We start from the raw sequence: 19,311 nt of genomic DNA on the forward strand, positions 1-19,311 counted from the left end.
AGCCCCGCGCGTCCAATCGAAAGAAGGGCGCGCGGGGCGCCGACGCGCGATAACGATCCATCAGAAAAAGGGAGACGTCCAAATGAAACATGTCGGAAACTGCTTCTGCGGCGCGGTCACGGTCGAGGTCACGGGCGCGCCGGAGGCGATGGGTTATTGCCATTGCCGGTCCTGCCGCTCGTGGTCGGGCGGTCCGGTCAACGCCTTCAGCCTGTGGAAGCCGGAGGCCGTGCGCATCACCGAAGGCGCTCAGAATGTCGAGACCTTCGCCAAGACGCCGCTCAGCCAGCGCAAGTTTTGCAGGAAGTGCGGAGGCCATCTCATGACCAACCATCCGCCGCTCGGTCTGGTCGACGTCTTCGCCGCCACCATCCCCACGCTCGGGTTCACACCCGGCGTCCACGTCAACTATGCCGAGACGGTGCTGCCGATGCGCGATGGCCTGCCCAAGCTGAAGGATTTTCCCGCCGAGTTCGGCGGTAGCGGCGAGATGATGCAGGAATAGCGGCGCGCCTTCGGTATTTTTTCGAGAGGGCGGCAGAGCGCCGCCCTCCCTGGTGTTCCAAGAGAGAAGGATGAACAACTAGCCTCCGCGCGATTCGACCACCTTGCGGCAGGAATCGGACAGCTTCGACTTGTTCTCGCGCAGGCAGGCATTCATCTGCGGCGGCTTGCCGATATGCTCGGCGCAGAATTTGCTGGCGTCGCCGCGGCACGCCATTTGCTCCTGGACGGATGGACCGGACTGCGCGGCAGCAGGCAAGACGCTGGCTGCGAGCAGCAGCGCGGCAAGAACCGAAATCTTCATAGAGCACCTCGTTGGAATTCTCGTTGGTCCCGACCGGGATCAATCGGGCCGGACCATTCCGCAAAGGCGGGGCGCCGGTCCATGCCATGTTCATGGCAGCGGCCAGTCCTCCCGTCCGCGGTACCCCCATCTTCATGGCATGTATCCGCGCGCCGACTTTTGTCATTCAGACGGCATCTCGGCTGCGAAGCCGGTGATTGCATCGGGACGCCGAACGGGAAGCAGGAGAGCAAGAATGTCGAAGAGAGCTGGAGCGCTAGGCGCAGGGCTGACGGTCATGGCGCTGGCCGGCGCGGCGATGGTGTCGCTGGGCACGAGCCCGGCGCAGGCCGTGGTCTATTGCAAGACCGTCGGGGTGCCGAAGGGCTGTGTGGTGCGGCCGACCGGCGCCGTGGTGGTGGGAGCGCCGGTCGCGGCGGCGGCGGTCGCAACCCCCGGCGTCGGCGCGCCCGGTGTCGGCGTGCGCGCGGGAACGCCGATGAATCGCGGCGGCCCGGTCAATCGCGTCGGCGTGCGCTGATATTTCCGCTCCATTGAATTGATGCATCGCTTCGGGCCAAGGGGCCTGCGGACGAACACCCCCGTCCTCCGCAGGCAATTTAATCCGGCCCGTCCCCTCTCTCCGTGCGCCCCACACGTTCGGGGAGGGGGTCTTTCAGCCCGCGGCCATGTCGCTGTCGGGAAAACGCTGCGGCAATTTCAGCCGCACGCGCGTGCCGGAGGCATCAGACGTCAGATCGAGCACTGCGCCGCAGCGCGCGGCGCGGCTTTTCATGTTGCGCAGGCCGCGCGCGGTCTGGCCGGCGCCGGCGGCCTCGCCATTGCCGGCGAGCGCAAAGCCGCTTCCGTCGTCGGTCACGCTGATCACGCCGTACGGCCCCTGGCCTGCGTCGAATGTGTCGATGGTCACGGCGATGCGGCGGGCCTGCGCGTGCTTGACCGCATTGGTCACGGCCTCGTCGAGGATGCGCACGATCTGGATGACGTGCCATGGCCTCAGTTCGGGATGCAGCGGCAGGCCCTGCGGCGTCGCCACGCGCCAGTCGAGCGTGATGTCGTGCGGCCGTAATTGAGCCGTGGTCCGCTCGCGCCAGGAGCCGAGCGCCAGCATCAGGTCGCCCCCGATATCGTCCATGGAATCGATGACGAGGCGGAGATCCTTCAGCGCCGCGCGCGCGGCGTCCGTGATGGCCGCGCCCGTGCTGCCGCGCTCGGACAGCGCGACGATGCTGACCAGCTGGCCGCCGAGGCCGTCGTGCAGGTCTCGCATCAGGCGCGTGCGCTCGTTGGCGAGCGTCGCCGCGCGGGCGCGCTCCTCCTCGCGGGCAAAGCTCGCTTTCAGCCGTTCCTCAGCCTCCCGCACCCGCGTCACCAGCTGGCCGGCAAAGCTGTCGACCTGGTTCAAGGCGCGGGCAAAGCGCCAGGTCAGCCCAGCGCCGATGGCGACCAGCATCGCCGAATAGGACAGCCGCGAGACGAAGATGCGGTCGTTGTTCACGATCTCGAGCACCGTGAGCATGTCCTGGATCCAGCAGGTCAGCACGATGGTCACCGCGCAGCCGATCGTGAAGCTCGCCGCGTCCTGCCGCCGGACCACCGCGATGGCCGTGATGCAGGCCATCAGGAACAGGCAGAGCCCGACGGTGGGAATGCCGAGCACCAGGAAAAGGATACGCGGCAGCGGCGGGCCTCCGATCAGCCCGATCACGAACACGGCGACGCCAGGCACGAACAGCAGCGTGCCGTAACGCGGCCAGCGCCAGCCGAAGAACAGCACGCCGAACGCGACGATCAGCGCGCTCTCGATCGGTGCGGAGGCGAGCAGCACCGCGGCCAGGTGCGATACCGTGGCCGGCGGCACCGGCGGTGGCGCGAATGCCTGCACCACGCCGAGCACCATCGCCGTCGCCAGTACGCCATAGACCGGTTCGTGACGCCGCATCAGCCACATGATCGCGAGGATGACGGCCAGGATCGCCTGCCAGGCGGAAAACACCACAGGCAGCGTGACGAACAGCAGCGTGCGTGTTTCATAGGCCGGGCGCAGGGCGGCATCCGGCCCGACATAGACGGTGTCGAGAAAGCCCTTGAGCGGACCCCACACGAACAGCCGCACCGTGATCTCGTTGGCGCCCTCGCGCAGCAGCGACGCGGGGATGACGGCGATCTGCGGCGTGTTGCGGTCGGGCCGATTGGCGTTGGCATCGCGCCGGGAGTCGAGCACGACGACGCCGTTGACGGCGACCTCCACCGCGTTACTGAAGCGCGGCAGGTACACCGACCAGCCCGAGGCCGCATCGCCGCTTGGGAACGTGAAGGTGCCGGTGTAGCATGGCGGGTCGGCCAGCGAGTAGCGTGACGAGGTGAAATGCGGCAGCGTGATGGGGCGCGTCAGACCGTCCTCCCGCGCTGAAAAATCGCTCACCGCGTAGTCATCAGGATCGCTCGGCTGCAGCAGCCGGATCCCCAGGATCGTGACGATCACGATCAACGCCTGGAGCAGCAGATAGGGAACGAGACGCGACGCGATCAGCCGGCGCCGCGGGCGTGTCGGTGCTTTCGCCGCGATCTCGCTCACAGCTTGATCAGGCCCTGCTGCACCGCCTCGAATACCGCCTCGCTGCGCGTATGCACCTCGAGCTTGCGATAGATGTTCTTGATATGGCCGGGCACGGTCTGCTTGGACAGGCCGAGATGGCTCGCGATCTCGGCATAGCTGAAGCCTTTGGCGATGCCCCACAGGATGTCGATCTCGCGCGGGGTCAGCCTTGCCGTGTTGAGCACCGGGCCGGGTGGCGGCTCCGCCGAAGTCTGCGCGGCACCTTGCGTCCTGCGCACGATGAAGCGCGCGATCGAGGCCGAAATCGGCGAATGTCCCGCGACCAGGTCGCGCACCGTGGTGGCGATGTCGGTGGGAAAGGCGTCCTTGAGCAGATAGCCGGTGGCGCCGACCGTGATCGCGGAGATCACGCTCTCCTCGTCGCCGAGCGCGGAGATCACCATGATCTCGGTGTCGGGAAAGCGCTGCCGCATCTCGCGGATCAGCTCGACGCCGTGGCCGTCGGGCAGCCGCAGGTCGGTCAGCAGCACGCGCGGCGCGCCGGCGGCGAGGGCCTGCCGCGCCTCCGCGAGCGTACCGGCGCTGCGCACCTCGTAGCCGGCCTTGGCCAGCGCATCCTGCAGCCGCCAGCAGGTCGGCGCGTCGTCCTCGACGAGGAGGATGGTGATGGCTTCCCCCGTCTCGCCCTGTTCGGTCATGTCCATGGTCCCGCGACCCGCGTGTCCCCCGCGGCGCGAAGCAAGCTTAACCGCAGCGCGAAGGCCGTGACACCCATAATCATGGGGGCGGGGATGCGGCCTGTGCCAAGCGGGCGCGGACAGACCTAGTGTGCGTCAAGGCGAACCCCCGCGTAGAATTCCCGGCCGGCGAACGCCATGGGCTTGCGTGCCCGATTTCCTCGGCTCAGAGGGGAATGCTCTGGCATTTCAGGCAGATTTATTGCACGAATATGCCATGCACCGCCCGATACCAGCCAGGGAGCCTGAGCGACTTGACGCGTTGAGGAGTTACGCGATTCTTGACACGCTTCCCGAGGTGGGCCTCAACGAGATCACCGATCTCGCAGCCCAGATCTGTGGTTGTCCAGCTGCGCTGATAAGCTTCGTTGATGAGTCCCGGCAATGGATGAAGGCGAAGTACGGTCTCCCGCCGGATATGTCCGAATGCCCCCGGGAAATCTCGATCTGCCAAGCTACGATCTGTAACAACGACATCCTGTATGTTCCCGAGCTCGAAAAAGATGAGCGGTTCAACACCAGTCCGCTGGTCACGGGCGATTTGGCGCTTAGGTTTTACTGCGGCGCTCCGCTCATAACGCCGGATGGCCATGCTCTGGGGACGCTATGTGTGATCGATTTCCAACCGCGTGAGCTCTCCTTTGAGCAGCGGGAAGCACTACGGCGCCTGTCGCGCCAAACCATGGTTCATCTAGAACTGCGCCGGCAGTTGCTTGCGCGCAACGAGATGCTACGAAAAATGGAGAGTGCGCGCGATCAGGCGCTTGCCGAGAAGGCCGAATCGGAGAGGCTGCTGCTCAATATTCTGCCGGCCTCGATCGCTGATGAACTGAAGACCAACGCGCGCGTGCAGCCGCGCTTCTTTGATTCCGCGACGGTGATCCTGATCGACTTCAAGGGATTCACACGTCTCGTCGAAACACTCGAGCCAGCGAGCGTCGTCGATCAACTCGACCAGCATTTCAGCCGCTTCGACGAAATCATGGCGCGGCATCGGTTGGAGAAACTCAAGACCATCGGTGATGCCTATCTTGCCGTTGCCGGCGTTCCCGAACCTTCCCACTCGCACGCCCTCGATACGGCGTTATGCGCGCTTGAAGTGCTCGATCATCTCGCGAAACTCAACCGTCAGCGCGAAAAGCTGAGGCTGCCGGCCTGGAAGGCGAGAGTCGGCATCAATACTGGACCGGTGATCGCCGGGGTGGTGGGCAAGCACAAGTTCACCTACGACATCTGGGGAAATACGGTGAATACCGCCCAGCGGCTCGAGTCAGCGGCAGAGGAAGGCCGCATCTGCATTGCCGAATCGACGTGGCACCATGTCAGGTCGCGTTTCGAGACCGAGTCTCGCGGTCCCGTTGAGGTCAAGCATCGAGGCTTGGTGAACATGTACTATCTCAACCGCATCAAAGCCGAATTTGCTCACGATGCAGGCGGAATCGTGCCGAACGATCAATTCTGGAAAGGGAGCTGAGCGAATCTTAGGATGCAAGCAAAGGTTTCGAATGCGTGTCTCATTCGATGACCTTGTCAGCGCGGGCGAGCAAAGCTGGCGGAACAGTGAGGCCGAGCGACAGCCACAGCACGTTCTTGTTCAGCTCAGGGCCAAAGGGCGACCTTCGTCATTCAATCTTATACCACGGACAGTCCAACGTCGATCTCTGCCTCGCCAGTCACCGCAGCGCTGCGCGCCTCGTAACCGGCCTTGGCCAGCGCATCCTGCAGCCGCCAGCGTGTGCTCATAGCATCTGCGCTGCGCTCAGGCGCTGTGCGCTCTGCCTCTGATGCCGCCCGACCAGATGTTCCGCCGGACGACCAGTTTAGATTTAGTATAGATCGTCCAAATCCCCTCGCAAAACGGCAACACCATAGCTTAGGAAGGCGATCGGTTTCACGACGCATCATACGCGACTGCCTCAAGCGGGGGAGCCATGGCCAGGAAGATCAGACCGGAATCTACGCCGCCCGACGATCTGTTTCCGGAAGGCATCGAAGATGGCGGGCTTGACGCCTACCTTTTTCAGCAGGGCCGGCTGGAGCAGGCGCTACGCCCCGTTGGCGTGCAAGATTTCTGGTCTCTTGGCCGAGCGGCGCTGCACCATCACGGTCACCACAGTCAGCATCACCACCACTGTTGGACGGCGAAGCCGTGCGGTCCCGGTGAGCCGCAGCCTGTTCGACTTCTCGACCCGCTCGCCCAGCCCCGCTTTGTCAACGATCTTCCGCTGCCGGAACGGATCGATACGAGCAGGCCTGGTACAGTTGTGCTTCAGATGAAGCAGGCCGAGCAATGGCTCGGACTTGTCGACGCAAATGGAGAGCCGCTGGTCACGACGGTCTGGGGCTACGGTCAGCCCGGACACACGGCAACTTATCCCGGTCCGACTCTCGTGGCCCATGCGGGCACGGAAATCCACCTCAACTGGCAGAACAAGCTTCCGCTCGAAGGTCATCTTCTGCCGGTGGACATGACGCTCCATTGGGCTGCATCCGACAAGAAGCCCCTGAAGGACGGCCATGTGCCGACCGTCACCCACCTTCACGGCGCTCATGTTCCTTCCGGGAGCGACGGCCTGCCGGAACAGTGGTTTACTCAGAACTACAGCTCGAAAGGACCGGACTTCGAAAGTCGGATCTACACATACCCGAACGATCAGGACGCCGCGACGCTGTGGTATCACGACCATGCGCTTGGGTTGACGCGCCTCAACGTCTATGCCGGATTGGCCGGTTTCTATCTGCTGAGGGATGAAGACAGCGAGCATCTGGTTAGCACCGGTGTACTCCCTGGCGGATCGTATGAAATAGAAGCGGTCATTCAGGATCGCGCGTTCACCGTAGACGGTCAGCTCTACTTCCCGGCCTATAAGAACGATCCGCTCCCGGGCACGACAGACACCGTCGGCGATGTCGTTCCTCAAAGCTTCTACGACGCCAACGGCGAGAATGCTCCGTCAGCAGTGCCGGAGTTTTTTGGCGACCATATTCTTGTCAATGGCATGGCATGGCCGAACCTTAACGTCGCCGCCGGTGATTACGAGTTTCACCTGCTGAACGGATCCGATTCGCGATTCTACGTGCTCAAGCTCAGCGACCCCGATGTAAAGGCGTACCTGGTCGGGGTCGACGGCGGCTTGCTGCCGCAGGCGAAGATGATCATGGACGGCGATGGCATCCAGGAGGATGACGAGTTCCTGGTGCTTGCACCCGGCGATCGCATCGACGTGGTGTTCGATTTCAGCGGAGCCAACATCGATCCGGCCGTGCAGTTGTTGAATATCGGACCGGCCTACGAGCCGTTCAAAGGCCTGGCCGGCCCGGACGGGTCGCTCGCGGGCGAGGCCGTGGCCGCGACATCGGCCGATCCTGTCGGCAGTATCATGCAGTTCACCATTGACCCAAGCCTAGCTACGTTTGATGGCTCAGTGACCGATGGCACTGTGCTGGCTCCGAATTTCCACTTTATCGCCCAGGATTCGAATGAGGACGGTATTGCCGATCTCGCGACCAACATGCGCAAGCTTGGGTTGTTCGAAGGCGTCGACGAATTCGGACGAATAGAGCCGATGCTTGGAACCGCCGAGGCGGGCGCGGTGCACAGCGACACCATGACGCCGGATGGAGCCTTCGGGCCCTTGATGTGGGATGCTGCTGTTACAGAAAAGCCCCTGCTGGGCTCGATCGAGCAATGGGAGCTATTCAACTTTACGGAAGACGCGCATCCCATCCACCTTCACCAGACCCAATTCCAGGTCGTGGAGAAGAGGCTCATCGATTTCAAGGATGCCGACGAGAACGGCATCCCCGACGATACCAACGGCGACGGCGTTATCACCTACGGCTCGGGGGGCACGGACTTCAGCCAGAATGACATATGGATCGGCGACCGCGTCCCGATAGCGCCAGAGCAATCCGGGCGGCAGGATACGGTGTATGTCGCCCCCGGCGAGATGATGAGCGTTGTAGCTGAATTTGATTTGCCGGGTGAATTCGTCTGGCACTGCCACATCCTCTCGCATGAGGATCACGAAATGATGCGCCCCTACCAGGTCGTGGAGTCCGGCTGGATTGTGTAGCTGTCCGCGGATCGCGGACAGGGGCGGAGCCGACGCTTGCGAGTACACACCCGAGCCCGGCTCACGAAAGATCATCCCGCGGCGGCGGATAGCGCCGGGCCAGCACCGACAAGGATAGATGCCGTTCGCCTTCCGGCAGCTCCAGATAAGCCAACACGAGCGGCCGCTTCCAATCGCCGACGCCGAAATCCATCGCCGTCCACTTCTGAGGTTCGGGGCCGTCGAGGCCGCGGACCCAGACGAAATAACGGGGTAGGTCGTCAGTGTCCGTATCCGTCGTGCGTCTCCTGGCCATCGAAGTGTCCGCTGCATCACGTCGGTTGCGAGACCATATAGGGAGCGGCCGCGCGAAGTCGAATGGCATGCGGCGGTACCGGACGTGTCTCTTCTCCTCCTCGGGCGCCATGCGTCGCGAGCCACGCGAAGCCCAAAGGGCGAAGCGTGGTGCCCCTGGCCGGCAATCGCCTATTCTCTCAACCACTTGAGTTTACAGGTCATTTTATCGGCAAATTGCTGCCGATACCAGCAGAAATACCAGCAGGACGACGCGCGGCGTCAGCTGAAAAAAAGCAGACTCCACGGCAGCAGGTACGCCCCGTGCCGTTCCGGTCTCCAAAATCGGCCCGACCGGAGTCGAGTCCGGCCCCATTCCAAATCCCGGCGGGACCCGACCTAACGCAATATCGCAACGTTTTTGGGCGGGCCTTTGTCACGTGCACGCGGCAACCAGGTATCGAAAACGAGGGATCGCACGCCGGTCCGCAATCTGCTTGGCGTTCAATGACTAGAGCGTTCTAATGTCTAAAACCACTGAACAAGGCGCCGACGACCATCACCCGCGATACTGCCGCCGGGGGCGACTACTGCGCTCACGGCTTCCGCTCGACCTCGTCGAGGCTGCTCAACCAGGAGGACGCGTAAGATGGCGACGGTGTGACAGATGGTGGGGCGTTAGCCTGACAAGGATGACAAGAATAAGCTCCGCGCATCTATAAGCTCGGAGCCTATCACACTGAATGCCTGCATAAAATGTAGCGTTGGTCTGATCGCCTCACCGTCTACGCGACAACTGCGTCGACCGTCTCGCTCCGGGCATCGGCGGCCTAGGGCGCTCTCGTTTCAACCCTTGGCAGCGAAGCGTGATATTCATCTACGCTGTCGAGGTCGATCAGAGTCTTGCCGCCCATCTTGTACGCCCTGATCCTCTGGTGGGCGATAAGTTCATAAGCCTTCGTCTTTCCGAACTTGCCATAGCGGCAACCGTCCTTGAACTCGACGAGCCGACGCCGCTTGTTACTATCATTGTCAACCATGGTGCCTGAAAATGTTTCGAGGATCTCCGCCATAGCCGAATCACGTAACGCTCAGCGGGATGAACATTGGCCTGAGCTGGCTTTTCAGAAAGGAGCAGCTCTGCTGCTGACTTGCCTCGACACCATCTGCGCACAACCCAATACATCGCCGACAACGCCAGACAAGGTCTTCGGATGTCGCCGCGAAATCCTGAGCGCCCTAGCGTACAAATCGGACTGATCGAAAGCGGTATTAAGATCAAACGCCGCAAACTCTGGAACAGGAAATCGGCGGTTCGAGCCCACCCAACTGTACCACCACTGCTAAATCACTTGCAGTTCCAGTATCTTGCTGAGAGACCAGACGTTTTTGCGCCTTTGCAAAATACAAAAGGCGCTACAAATGGCATTGCGTATGATCGGTCTAGTTCGAGGGTGGCGGCTTTCATTGCTCGCAAGAGCATCCCTGTCGATGTCCGTGATGAGTAGACGTTCCACGCAAGGCCGAGACACGAGAAGAAGGCCGGAGCTTCACAGACGCTGAGGCTAAGATTATTCTCACGCCAGCTTGGGCATTGAGAACCCATCACGCCGGCGGACCGGACTCGTCGCTGGGTGCCTTGGCTCTGTGCGTCTTCTGGAGCGAGGCCCGGTGCAATCACGCAGTTGCGCGGGATCGACGTCGAGGACCGTAAGGGCCTCTACGTGATGAAGCTGACGCCTGAAGCCGGCACGATCAAGACAGGTAAGCCGCGAGTGGTGCCTATCCGCTGAAATTTATTGCGCCGATGCTGGCTCGGCTTGCAGCGACGATTAGAAGCTTGAGAGCACGACGCCACCATACATGGCTCTGGATTGATCGCTGCGTCGCTCCACCGATGTAACTGCAAACCCGAAAGATGGGGCTTCTCGGTCGCGGAGTTTAACATTCCGCGCCGCGACGCATTCAAAACAGAAATTAATTGCCCGGCGGCACGAACTGAAAAGGCATTCTTATTTTTCCCCCGTGGTTGACGCCGGTCCGCTACTCAACAATGTTGAAGTGCAATAACACGTTCATGGTTACCGAAAATTGAGAAGAGTGCGATGACGTTTTTGAGCTTCCGGCGTGCCACTACTCGTAGCGGATATACCCCGTGATGACGTCGGCGCTTGAACGTGAGCTTCATCTTGGCCTGAACCTGCATGGCGCTGGGGGGCATGCAGCAGCGTGGCGCTGGCCCGAAAATCCTCCCGGGGCATTTTACGATATTGAGCACTACGTACGAGCCGCAAAGCTCGCGGAGCGCGGAAAGCTGGACGCGGTCTTCCTCGCCGACACGCCAGCGCTCAATCCAGCAATCGATAAGCACCCGCCGCTCAATGGCATCGAGCCGACGATCACGCTTGCCAGCATTGCGCGAGAAACAAGTTTTGTCGGCCTGATCGGCTCGGCATCCACCACCTACAACGAGCCATATAACCTTGCGCGCCGATTCCAGTCGCTTGACGTTGTCAGTGGCGGCCGTGCGGCCTGGAATGCAGTCACGACATCCAATGTCTATACGGCCAAGAGCTTTGGCGGCAATGAGCAATCACGTGATGAACGTTATCGCCGCGCTGAAGAATTCGTGGAGGCCGTGAGAACCCTATGGCATAGCTGGGGAGAAGGTGCCCTTATTCTGGACCAAGGGTCGGGGCGGTTCGGTGATCCGAGCAGACTGCGGACGGTGAGGCATGCCGGCGAGTTCTTTGACATCAGCGGGCCTCTCACACATCCGGGCTCAAGGCAGGGACAGCCGATTATTTTCCAGGCCGGCGGATCGGATCAGGGCCTTCAGTTCGCTGCCCGAAGCGCCGATGCCGTGTTCTCATCAACGGGCAATTTGGAAATCGCCCTGCGCGAGGCAGATCGCCTCAGGTCGCTTGCTTCTCAACATGGACGACGGGCGCCCCTCGTTCTGCCGGGCATCGTCACTTTCATCGGCGGAACGGAAGAGGAGGCAATCAAGCGCAAGGCGGAGCTTGATGACCTTATCAACTTTGACGTTGCCCTTCATGCGCTGTCCGGTCGTTTCGGTATACCTGCCGAAAGGCTGAAGATCGACGAACCAATCGACTTCAACTTACTGCCGCGACATGCGGACGCGGCTTTTTCCGTTGGCCAGTATCGCACTGTGGAAGCTCTCGTGCGCTCTGGCAAAACAGTCCGCCAGATCATCGTTGAGGCGCCGGCTTACGGTCACCGGGTGTTAGTTGGATCGCCAGAACAGATTGCAGCTTCCTTCGAAGAGTGGTTCCGGGCGGGCGCAGTGGACGGGTTCAACGTCATACCGGATGTTCTGTCCGACGGCACTCTTGCGTTCGTCGAGCATGTTGTTCCCGTTCTTCAGCGGCGCGGTTTGTTCCGCTCGGATTATCGAGGCGAAACGCTCCGCGAGCACCTCGGCATTCCACTGCAGGGCGAGCGCACCGAACAGGTCTCCGCTGCCTAAGTACTTCTCCTTTCCACATTCGGAGCTCATTATGTCTAAGCCGGCTGCCGTTCGTTCGGGGTTTCTTACCAAAACTCTGAACCGTCGTTTGAAATCTCACGCCGCAATCATCGCTGTCGCGATGTCTGGCTTTTCGATAGTGGATGCCGCGCAGGCGGAAGACGCTTCGGCTGGCAAGCCGCTATCCGGCGGGATTATCCGGTACGGACACTTCCAGGAGCCGCCCTGCCTTTACGGTGGTTGGGTGCAGCAGTGGTACCTTCAGCGTCAATTCAGCGACAATCTGGTCGCCAGGGCTGAAGACGGAAGGATCCTGCCTTGGCTTGCGACCGCATGGACCATTTCGGATGACCGCAAAACTTACACCTTCCAGATCAAGCCCGGCGTCAAATTCACGGACGGGACGCCTCTGGACGCCCAGGCGGTCGTCGATAACATCAATGGATGGCTGAGTGACAATCCGGAGCTGGAGAATCCTACAGCCGGTCCTTATCTCAGAGGCGTCTTCGAATCCGCGGCGGCAACGAATCCGCTGACGCTCAACCTCACTTTGAAGACGGCGTTCGAGCCGCTGCTGAATGTCTTTGCGCAGTCCTCGCAAGGCATCTTGTCGCCAACGGCGCTTAAGCGTGGCAAGGCCGTGAACTGCGAAAGTCCGGTTGGTTCGGGTCCGTTCATTGTCGAGAAATGGAACCGCGGCAAGAACGTCATATTCCGTCGAAATCCAAACTATAATTCCGCGCCGGCCACTGCCAAGCATCAAGGCCCAGCCTATGTCGAAGGGATAGAGTGGCGCTTCCTCGCTGACCCCACGATACGCTACGGCTCACTTCTGACCGGCGAATCCGACGTTGTCTATCATATCCCTGCCGCGAACTGGCATGACGCCAATTCCCGGTTCAAGATCGTGCGACACCTCACAGGCGGAACGCCGCTTCGGCTTGCGCTATTCTCGGAGAGGCCCCCGTTCGACGACGTGCGTGTTCGACAGGCCTTTGCTTATGCCTCCGACCGACGTTCTGCCGTGCAAGCGGCCTTCCTTGGCTCGCTGCCCTATGAGGGCAACTTCGCTTTGAGCCAAAGTTCTCCAGAATATATCGGCGAACTCTCAAAGTCCTATTCCTATGACGTCGAGAAGGCGAACAAGCTCCTTGATGAGGCTGGGTGGAGAGAGCGCGATGCAAACGGCACTCGTAGCAAGAACGGTAATGCGCTGATCATACGCATCACCTACACCAACGCCTTTTCGCCTCCTGACGGCGACCAGGTCCTGCAGATCATTCAGCAGCAAGCAAAGGCTGCAGGGTTCGACGTGCGGCTCCAGCCGACGAACCAGGCGGATTTCTGGGCAGGAAAGAACCTTGGCCCCAATGATTATGAAGCACTTCCACTGTACTGGGTTGCGCCAGGCGCCGAGATCTATCGCATTTCGTACAAGCCTGACTTGAATGGGGTGCGGAATCCTTTCAACCCATCCCGCTATCAGGATCTACCCTTGTGGGACATCATCCAGAAGGCCGAACAGGCTGCTGACAAGACGCAGCGCATCGCGCTTTATCAGCAGGCGGAGCGGCGAATTGTCGAGAACGCGCCGTCCCTGAGTTACACGGTTTTGGACGTCACCCTCGCTTTAGCCGACAACGTGAAGGACATCTGGCTCGACAGCGGGTCGGTGGGCGAGCCAGTTTTTTCGGACGCATATTTTACCGACAAGAAATGAATACGGAGAAAACGATAGGCAAGCGAGCCCTTTGGCTGGCGCGCCGGCTGTTATCCGGGCTGATCGTGCTCTGGGCCGCGGCGACGTTCACCTTCTTTGTGCAATTTTTGATGCCTGGAGAGCGTGCTCAGATCATCTTCAATGCAAATAGCGGAAACGTGGGAGAGATTCCTCGCGACCAGCTGCTCGCCATCAACGCCAAATATGGCTTCGATCAACCCGTCATCGTGCAATACGGAAAGTATGTTTGGGATGTGATGCACGGAGAGCTTGGACAGTCTTACGTCCAGTATCAACCTGTCACGGACCTAATTGCGCGGCAGATCGGGCCGACGATTGCGCTCGCCTTTGCCGCTATGTTGACGGCTTGGATCATCACTATCACAACCACGGTTCTCTTCGCTGGGCGCGACAACATATGGTCCAAGGCGCTCGGCGGTTTTCAGATCTTCCTGGCAACTCTGCCGCCCTATTGGCTCGCGACAATCTTGCTAGTCGTGTTCGCGATCCAGCTTCGCTTGTTTCCTGTCGTGGGCGGCAACACCCCCATGGGCCTTGTTCTGCCGACGATGGCCCTGGCATTGGAAATTTACGGCTTCCTTGGTCAAGCGGTCCTGGGTGAATTTACGCGGGTTCTTGATCAGCCTTTCATCACCTCATCGAGAATGCGTGGCACAGGAGATTTCAGTGTCCGTCTACGTCACGCTCTGCGCCATGCGGCCTTGCCTGGCATCACCCTTTCGGGCTGGATCATGGGCAAGCTGCTGTCAGGCGCCGTATTGATCGAAGCGGTGTTCGGCCGTCAGGGGCTGGGTGGGGTCCTTGTCGCGGCAACGTCCACACGCGATGTCCCCGTCGTGTCAGGGGTGATTGTGGTTTCAGCTGCGCTGTTTATCGCTGCCAGCTTAATCGTGGATATCACGGTACAGCTCGTCGATCCCAGGATGAAAGAGGCATGAGTGTCGCTACTAGCTCCGCCGGAAACGCAAAAGCCTTCACAACTGCGACAGTAACGACGGGCGCCGGTAACTTCCCGGTTTCGCTCTATATCGCGACTGTCGTCGTCGCCTTCTTCCTCATCGCAGCAATTGCGCCGAAACTGCTTCAGACGCATGATCCGTTGGAGCTGGACTTGATGTCATCCCTCAAGGGACCTTCATTGACGCATTGGCTAGGGACGGATCAGTCCGGACGAGATCTCTATTCCCGCATCGTGGCGGGAACAGGTCAGTCTCTCTCGATCGGGCTAGGTGCGACTGCGCTCAGCCTCGCCATCGCGCTCATGCTCGGCGTGACGGCGGCCCTGTCTAGCGGCTGGATCGACAATGTGCTCAGCCGGTTCTTCGACGCCCTGTTGGCTCTCCCCACCCTGTTCCTTGCGCTTCTCTTCGTTTCGCTGTTGGGCACCTCCGTCTCGACGCTAATTGTCGCCGTCGGCCTTGGAACATCGCCAGGATATGCACGCATGGTGAGGGTGCAGGTTCTCAGGGTCAAAGCGACTGGGTACGTTGAGGCGGCAAAGGCGTTGGGCCACTCGCCCAGGGGCATCCTCTTCAAGCATGTCCTCCCCAACGCAATCAGCCCACTTGCGACAATGTTCACGCTCGGTGTCGGGCAAGCCATTATTTGGGCATCCGGCCTTTCGTTTCTCGGGTTGGGAGTTGCGCCCCCGTCATCAGAATGGGGTGCACTGCTCAATGCCGGGCGCAACTACGTGATCTATGCATGGTGGCTCGAGGTCATGCCCGGTATCGCCATCGCTGCCTTCGCGCTCTCAGTTACTGTGATCGGCGAGTACGTGCAGCAACGCTTCGAAGGAAGGATTGAGCTTCCATGAACGTGACCTTTCCCGCAGCCTCCTTCCAGGAAGATGCCACACCGCCCCCGACAAGCAACCCGTTGCTCACGGTACAAAACCTCAACGTTGCCTTCGGGCCGGCGCATTCGCGGCGGGCCGTGGTAAAGAATGTCTCTTTCACGGTTGAGAAAGGCCGCTGCGTCGCGATCGTCGGTGAATCGGGGTCAGGCAAGAGTGTTACGGCCCGGACCTTGGTTGGTCTTACCGGGGCGTGTTCTCATGTCCAAGCTGATCGCCTGACGTTTCAAGGAAAGAATATCGATCGTCTGAGTGACAAGGAATGGAGAGCCTTGCGCGGCAAGCACATCGGTTTCGTATTACAGGACGCGCTGGTGTCACTCGATCCGCTCAGACCAATTGGCAAGGAGATCGGTGAAGCGCTGCTTGTTCACCGTGCAATCAGGAGAGGCGCAGACTTGGCAGAACGGGTGGTTGAGCTTCTGAAGCTCGTGGGCGTGCCCGAGCCGGAGGTCAAGGCGCGGCAGCTTCCTCATGAGCTGTCCGGAGGGCAACGGCAACGAGCCTTGATTGCAACGGCAATCGCTCTCGACCCAGCTCTTTTGATCGCAGATGAGCCCACCACGGCGCTGGACGTTACGATCCAGGCGCAAATCCTGGATCTGCTCAGCGAAACGCGCGAACGCAAGAAGGCCATGATACTCATCAGCCACAATCTCGCCGTGGTATCGCAGATGGCCGACGAAATTATAGTAATGCGCGACGGCGAAATCGTTGAGCATGGCTCATCAGAACAGATTTTTGGCGATCCGAGACATGATTATACCCGAGGCCTTCTTAAGGCGATCCCATCCGTCAGGTCACGCGGGAGCCGTCTTTCGTCCTCGAGGGCGGCGCGCTTCGTCTCGGCTGAAGGAGACGAGGGCACTGCGCTGATCCAATCGGATATCGCACATTGTGGTAGGCCCCTGCTTGAGGCGGAACGGCTCGTCAAGCGCTTTCGGGGACCGGATGGCAAGCTGCGCACCGTTGTGAATGATGTCTCGTTTAGCCTCGGCTATGGAGAGACGCTTGGCATAGTCGGAGAGTCGGGGTCTGGGAAAACGACTTTGGCACGCATGGCGCTCGCGCTTGAAGTGCCAGACGGAGGAGAGGTGACGCTCGAAGGCAGGCAGTGGAGTTCGGCGACCGAGAAAGAGCGCCGCCACCGGCGATCGGATATCTCGGTCATCTACCAAGACCCGCTAAGTTCATTCGATCCGCGCTGGACAATTGAGCGCGTCATTGATGATGCTTTGACAAGACGCCGCGAAGACCCTCGCGATAGAGCCAGCCGGCAATCCGAGGTCAGCGAGTTGCTCGATCTTGTGGGGCTTTCACCGAGCTTGAAGACCAGGCGCACACTCGAACTGTCGGGCGGTCAACGCCAGCGGGTCGCGATCGCTCGCGCGATTGCTCCGCACCCGAAGATCATCGTGTGTGACGAGCCGGTCGCGGCTCTTGACGTATCTATCCAGGCGCAAATTGTCGATCTGCTTGGCGATCTCAAGTCTCAGTTGCGCGTCAGCTATCTATTCATCTCGCATGATCTGGGCGTGGTGCACCACCTTAGCGATCGTGTTCTTGTCATGAATCATGGGGAGGCGGTCGAAGCCGGCAGAGCAGACGACGTGTTTTTACGGCCCAGGCAACCCTATACGAGGAAGTTGGTCGCGGCGGTTCCACAATTGCGCTTCCAGGCGGCGTAAGCGACAATTCCAGCCGTTCCGTCGGCGGCCAGCGGGCGGCTGAGCGTGGGGCCAAGCCCGGCGAAAGGTAGCCATGTCGGGGCCCTCTCATGCATGCATCCAGGCCACTCTCGAGGCTGCTCGGTTGCAGCAATTGCGCAGGGCTCCACCCCAGACACCAGTCCACAAGATGCGATGACCGATCACCGCAGCGGCGCAGGCGGTCCGGGCTGCGACGGGTCACAAGGTTCGGGTGAGGCTCGCGACGCTGTCGCCGAGATCGGTGGCATCTAAACCGTGTAGCGCGGACTGCGCCCGTCTGTCTCCCGAAAATGCCTTCTCTCCACGCCCGCGTGCGCCTATGCTCTGGGTCGACAACCTGTCGGTGCATGTATGAAGGGGTTCACTTGAGGGAAATGATGCTCGGCCTGGAGCTCGATCACAAAATCTGTGATGCAGCCACCTTTGCATGATTGGCGCGACTACGTATGACTCTAAATTTGCTGCAACCGTATGGCTCGCAAGAATTTTGACGAACGGGATCATCAATGTCCCTCCCCAAAATAGAAGGATCACGGGTGTTGGGGGATTGGGATGTTCGCCAGATTGAAATGACGCACTCGCGGCCGACTTGTTGCCGGCGGGCTTCTTTGTTGTGTGTACCATCTTTGTACTCTCAGTAGCAGTCACCCTCATGTCCGTCACCAGCGTCTCGATCACCGTCAACCAGATGGTGAGCTCGCGCACGCCGGCGGCGATTGCCAGTAGCGAGTTGGTCAGCAACATTCATGCGACGCTCTCAGCTCTGCGCGGCTATCTGTTGACCGGCAATTCGCAGGCCAAGCTCGATCGGCGGGCCATGTGGAAAACAATGGATGCGATCGTGGTCTCGTTGATGAGCTGTCGAAGCAGTTTGCCAGCTCCGAAAGCCAGGACAAGTGGGCTGAAGCCAAGGCTTTGATTGCAGAGTTTCGTGCTGCTCAGGAGAAGGCGGAGGCCGTGGCGTTCAGCGGGGATGTTTCCGGCGACAAAGCTCATGATGACGGAGGCGGAACCCCCGCGCCGAAAGCATCTTCTCGGAGACCACTCGAATGATCGAGGAGGAGAGAGACCTTGAGGCGACAACCGAGCGAAAGCGCTAGCCGATACGCGCGGCAACTTCGCAAGCGCAATATCGCTCACGGGCGGCTTCAGGTCAGCTCCTTATTGGAGCGCAAGTCCTGTCCAGCGATAGCTCGCGGCTCAGGGCAGAAGTGGAGAAGTTTCTTCAGACTGTTCGCGCCGCCTGAGCGTTCACTGGCTGACTGGCAAGTAGGCAAAAGCGTTTCAATGAATTGCGAAACAAAACTAGCGGGTGATCCGACGAAAGCAGATCTGGCAGTTTCCCGATCTCTGAAGCCTCCCCACCGTTCCACATGCTGCCCGTAAGCTCCTTGTTTTGCAGTGGTTTGCGCGACTCAATCCGCACACTTCGGCATGGTTATCCTCCTCGATCCACGCGAAAGGCGTGCCAAATCGTGCCAATTCTTGGACTCACAGATCTCACTGTTCATTCGCTGAAGCCCGGACTGTACATGGACCGGAAGGCGCCAGCTTTCGGCCGGCGGGTCGGCAAGCGTCGCAAGACCTGGATCGTCCTCAAAGAGCCAAACCGCACCGAAATCCGGCTCGGTCACCATCCTGATCTGAAGCTCGCAGTAACGCGCCGCGGCGCCTTTGTCGCGCTCGGCACTCCCGTCGGGGAGAAAGAAAATCAGCATTGAATTCGAGCAAGCGAAGCTCGTCTTCGTTGAGCAAAACTACTGACCTTGCCCCCGGAGCTTAATCCAGCTTGAAGTTCGTTCTGGCCCACGACGAGGACCAGAGCATGAAGCGTAGCCGCTTTACGGAAGAGCAGATTATCGGGATCTTGAAGGAGCACGAGGCCGGGGTGTCGGTCGCCGATCTATGCCGCAAGCACGGCCTGAGCGACGCCAGCATCTACAAATGGAAGGCCAAGTACGGCGGGATGGACGTCTCCGAGGCCAAGCGGCTGAGGACGCTGGAGGACGAGAACACGAAGCTGAAGCGGCTCCTGGCTGACGCCATGCTGGACAATGCG

The 19,311-nt window shown here is 60.4% G+C and carries 17 protein-coding genes; 12 read left to right on the forward strand and 5 right to left on the reverse strand.

The genetic code is table 11. From position 1 onward, the window contains the following. Positions 1 to 82 precede the first annotated feature (82 nt). Positions 83 to 505 carry a GFA family protein gene (locus tag HZZ16_RS15280; protein ID WP_197949252.1) on the forward strand — a complete coding sequence of 141 codons (423 nt, stop codon included), beginning with the start codon at positions 83 to 85 and terminating at the stop codon, positions 503 to 505. Positions 506 to 583: 78 nt separating this feature from the next. Here HZZ16_RS15280 and HZZ16_RS15285 read toward each other — a convergent pair whose 3' ends face one another. Continuing rightward, entirely contained in the window at positions 584 to 808 is a 225-nt protein-coding gene (locus HZZ16_RS15285) for a hypothetical protein (protein ID WP_197949253.1), read from the reverse strand. A gap of 235 nt (positions 809 to 1,043) precedes the next feature. On the opposite strand from HZZ16_RS15285, the gene HZZ16_RS15290 reads away from it, so the two are divergent. Continuing rightward, entirely contained in the window at positions 1,044 to 1,328 is a 285-nt protein-coding gene (locus HZZ16_RS15290) for a hypothetical protein (protein ID WP_197949254.1), read from the forward strand. A gap of 135 nt (positions 1,329 to 1,463) precedes the next feature. On the opposite strand, the gene HZZ16_RS15295 is transcribed toward HZZ16_RS15290, so the two are convergent. Together HZZ16_RS15295 and HZZ16_RS15300 are read right to left on the reverse strand one after the other, a co-directional pair. Further along, on the reverse strand, positions 1,464 to 3,386 hold the full coding sequence (locus HZZ16_RS15295) for a sensor histidine kinase (protein WP_197949255.1): 1,923 nt from the start codon (positions 3,384 to 3,386) through the stop codon (positions 1,464 to 1,466). Then, positions 3,383 to 4,066: a response regulator transcription factor gene (locus HZZ16_RS15300; protein WP_197949256.1), complete on the reverse strand. Its 684-nt coding sequence runs from the start codon at positions 4,064 to 4,066 to the stop codon at positions 3,383 to 3,385. The genes HZZ16_RS15295 and HZZ16_RS15300 overlap by 4 nt, the downstream gene beginning before the upstream one ends. Positions 4,067 to 4,253: 187 nt before the next feature. Here HZZ16_RS15300 and HZZ16_RS15305 point away from each other — a divergent pair, with 187 nt between their 5' ends. Together HZZ16_RS15305 and HZZ16_RS15310 are read left to right on the forward strand one after the other, a co-directional pair. Further along, the gene (locus HZZ16_RS15305) at positions 4,254 to 5,579 is read left to right on the forward strand and encodes an adenylate/guanylate cyclase domain-containing protein (RefSeq protein ID WP_197949257.1); all 1,326 of its coding nucleotides are present in this window, start codon (positions 4,254 to 4,256) and stop codon (positions 5,577 to 5,579) included. 457 nt (positions 5,580 to 6,036) lie between these two features. Continuing rightward, positions 6,037 to 8,181: a multicopper oxidase family protein gene (locus HZZ16_RS15310; protein ID WP_197949258.1), complete on the forward strand. Its 2,145-nt coding sequence runs from the start codon at positions 6,037 to 6,039 to the stop codon at positions 8,179 to 8,181. 61 nt (positions 8,182 to 8,242) lie between these two features. On the opposite strand, the gene HZZ16_RS15315 is transcribed toward HZZ16_RS15310, so the two are convergent. Further along, entirely contained in the window at positions 8,243 to 8,476 is a 234-nt protein-coding gene (locus HZZ16_RS15315; RefSeq protein WP_197949259.1) for a hypothetical protein, read from the reverse strand. 808 nt (positions 8,477 to 9,284) lie between these two features. After that, positions 9,285 to 9,527: a MerR family transcriptional regulator gene (locus HZZ16_RS15320; protein WP_246510130.1), complete on the reverse strand. Its 243-nt coding sequence runs from the start codon at positions 9,525 to 9,527 to the stop codon at positions 9,285 to 9,287. 1,085 nt (positions 9,528 to 10,612) lie between these two features. On the opposite strand from HZZ16_RS15320, the gene HZZ16_RS15325 reads away from it, so the two are divergent. The 8 genes from HZZ16_RS15325 to HZZ16_RS15360 all read left to right on the forward strand — a co-directional run. Continuing rightward, positions 10,613 to 11,947 carry an NtaA/DmoA family FMN-dependent monooxygenase gene (locus HZZ16_RS15325; RefSeq protein WP_197949260.1) on the forward strand — a complete coding sequence of 445 codons (1,335 nt, stop codon included), beginning with the start codon at positions 10,613 to 10,615 and terminating at the stop codon, positions 11,945 to 11,947. 31 nt (positions 11,948 to 11,978) lie between these two features. Then, on the forward strand, positions 11,979 to 13,667 hold the full coding sequence (locus HZZ16_RS15330; RefSeq protein WP_197949261.1) for an ABC transporter substrate-binding protein: 1,689 nt from the start codon (positions 11,979 to 11,981) through the stop codon (positions 13,665 to 13,667). Next, a complete protein-coding gene (locus tag HZZ16_RS15335; RefSeq protein WP_197949262.1) occupies positions 13,664 to 14,626 on the forward strand; it encodes an ABC transporter permease in 963 nt (320 codons plus the stop codon). The genes HZZ16_RS15330 and HZZ16_RS15335 overlap by 4 nt, the downstream gene beginning before the upstream one ends. Beyond that, the gene (locus tag HZZ16_RS15340; protein WP_197949263.1) at positions 14,623 to 15,504 is read left to right on the forward strand and encodes an ABC transporter permease; all 882 of its coding nucleotides are present in this window, start codon (positions 14,623 to 14,625) and stop codon (positions 15,502 to 15,504) included. The genes HZZ16_RS15335 and HZZ16_RS15340 overlap by 4 nt, the downstream gene beginning before the upstream one ends. Next, complete coding sequence (locus HZZ16_RS15345) at positions 15,501 to 17,231, forward strand: dipeptide ABC transporter ATP-binding protein (protein WP_197949264.1); 1,731 nt, start codon at positions 15,501 to 15,503, stop codon at positions 17,229 to 17,231. Before HZZ16_RS15340 ends, HZZ16_RS15345 begins: the two co-directional genes overlap by 4 nt. A 673-nt stretch (positions 17,232 to 17,904) precedes the next feature. After that, positions 17,905 to 18,171 (forward strand): hypothetical protein, encoded by a 267-nt coding sequence (locus HZZ16_RS15350; RefSeq protein ID WP_197949265.1) that lies wholly within the window; start codon positions 17,905 to 17,907, stop codon positions 18,169 to 18,171. A 613-nt stretch (positions 18,172 to 18,784) separates the two neighbouring features. Continuing rightward, complete coding sequence (locus HZZ16_RS15355) at positions 18,785 to 18,973, forward strand: hypothetical protein (RefSeq protein WP_197949266.1); 189 nt, start codon at positions 18,785 to 18,787, stop codon at positions 18,971 to 18,973. 104 nt (positions 18,974 to 19,077) lie between these two features. Further along, positions 19,078 to 19,311: transposase (locus HZZ16_RS15360; protein ID WP_197949286.1), on the forward strand; the 234-nt coding region annotated here is incomplete at its 3' end.

The sequence above is a fragment of the Bradyrhizobium glycinis genome (assembly GCF_016031655.1).
Lineage (GTDB): Bacteria > Pseudomonadota > Alphaproteobacteria > Rhizobiales > Xanthobacteraceae > Bradyrhizobium > Bradyrhizobium glycinis.

What these genes read in the sequence shown, in the direction of transcription:
- HZZ16_RS15280 (WP_197949252.1), top strand. Translation starts at nt 83, where the DNA reads ATGAAACATGTCGGAAACTGCTTCTGCGGCGCGGTCACGGTCGAGGTC.
- HZZ16_RS15285 (WP_197949253.1), bottom strand. Translation starts at nt 808, where the DNA reads ATGAAGATTTCGGTTCTTGCCGCGCTGCTGCTCGCAGCCAGCGTCTTG.
- HZZ16_RS15290 (WP_197949254.1), top strand. Translation starts at nt 1,044, where the DNA reads ATGTCGAAGAGAGCTGGAGCGCTAGGCGCAGGGCTGACGGTCATGGCG.
- HZZ16_RS15300 (WP_197949256.1), bottom strand. Translation starts at nt 4,066, where the DNA reads ATGACCGAACAGGGCGAGACGGGGGAAGCCATCACCATCCTCCTCGTC.
- HZZ16_RS15310 (WP_197949258.1), top strand. Translation starts at nt 6,037, where the DNA reads ATGGCCAGGAAGATCAGACCGGAATCTACGCCGCCCGACGATCTGTTT.
- HZZ16_RS15315 (WP_197949259.1), bottom strand. Translation starts at nt 8,476, where the DNA reads ATGGCCAGGAGACGCACGACGGATACGGACACTGACGACCTACCCCGT.
- HZZ16_RS15320 (WP_246510130.1), bottom strand. Translation starts at nt 9,527, where the DNA reads ATGGCGGAGATCCTCGAAACATTTTCAGGCACCATGGTTGACAATGAT.
- HZZ16_RS15325 (WP_197949260.1), top strand. Translation starts at nt 10,613, where the DNA reads ATGACGTCGGCGCTTGAACGTGAGCTTCATCTTGGCCTGAACCTGCAT.
- HZZ16_RS15330 (WP_197949261.1), top strand. Translation starts at nt 11,979, where the DNA reads ATGTCTAAGCCGGCTGCCGTTCGTTCGGGGTTTCTTACCAAAACTCTG.
- HZZ16_RS15335 (WP_197949262.1), top strand. Translation starts at nt 13,664, where the DNA reads ATGAATACGGAGAAAACGATAGGCAAGCGAGCCCTTTGGCTGGCGCGC.
- HZZ16_RS15340 (WP_197949263.1), top strand. Translation starts at nt 14,623, where the DNA reads ATGAGTGTCGCTACTAGCTCCGCCGGAAACGCAAAAGCCTTCACAACT.
- HZZ16_RS15345 (WP_197949264.1), top strand. Translation starts at nt 15,501, where the DNA reads ATGAACGTGACCTTTCCCGCAGCCTCCTTCCAGGAAGATGCCACACCG.
- HZZ16_RS15350 (WP_197949265.1), top strand. Translation starts at nt 17,905, where the DNA reads ATGTCCGTCACCAGCGTCTCGATCACCGTCAACCAGATGGTGAGCTCG.
- HZZ16_RS15355 (WP_197949266.1), top strand. Translation starts at nt 18,785, where the DNA reads ATGGACCGGAAGGCGCCAGCTTTCGGCCGGCGGGTCGGCAAGCGTCGC.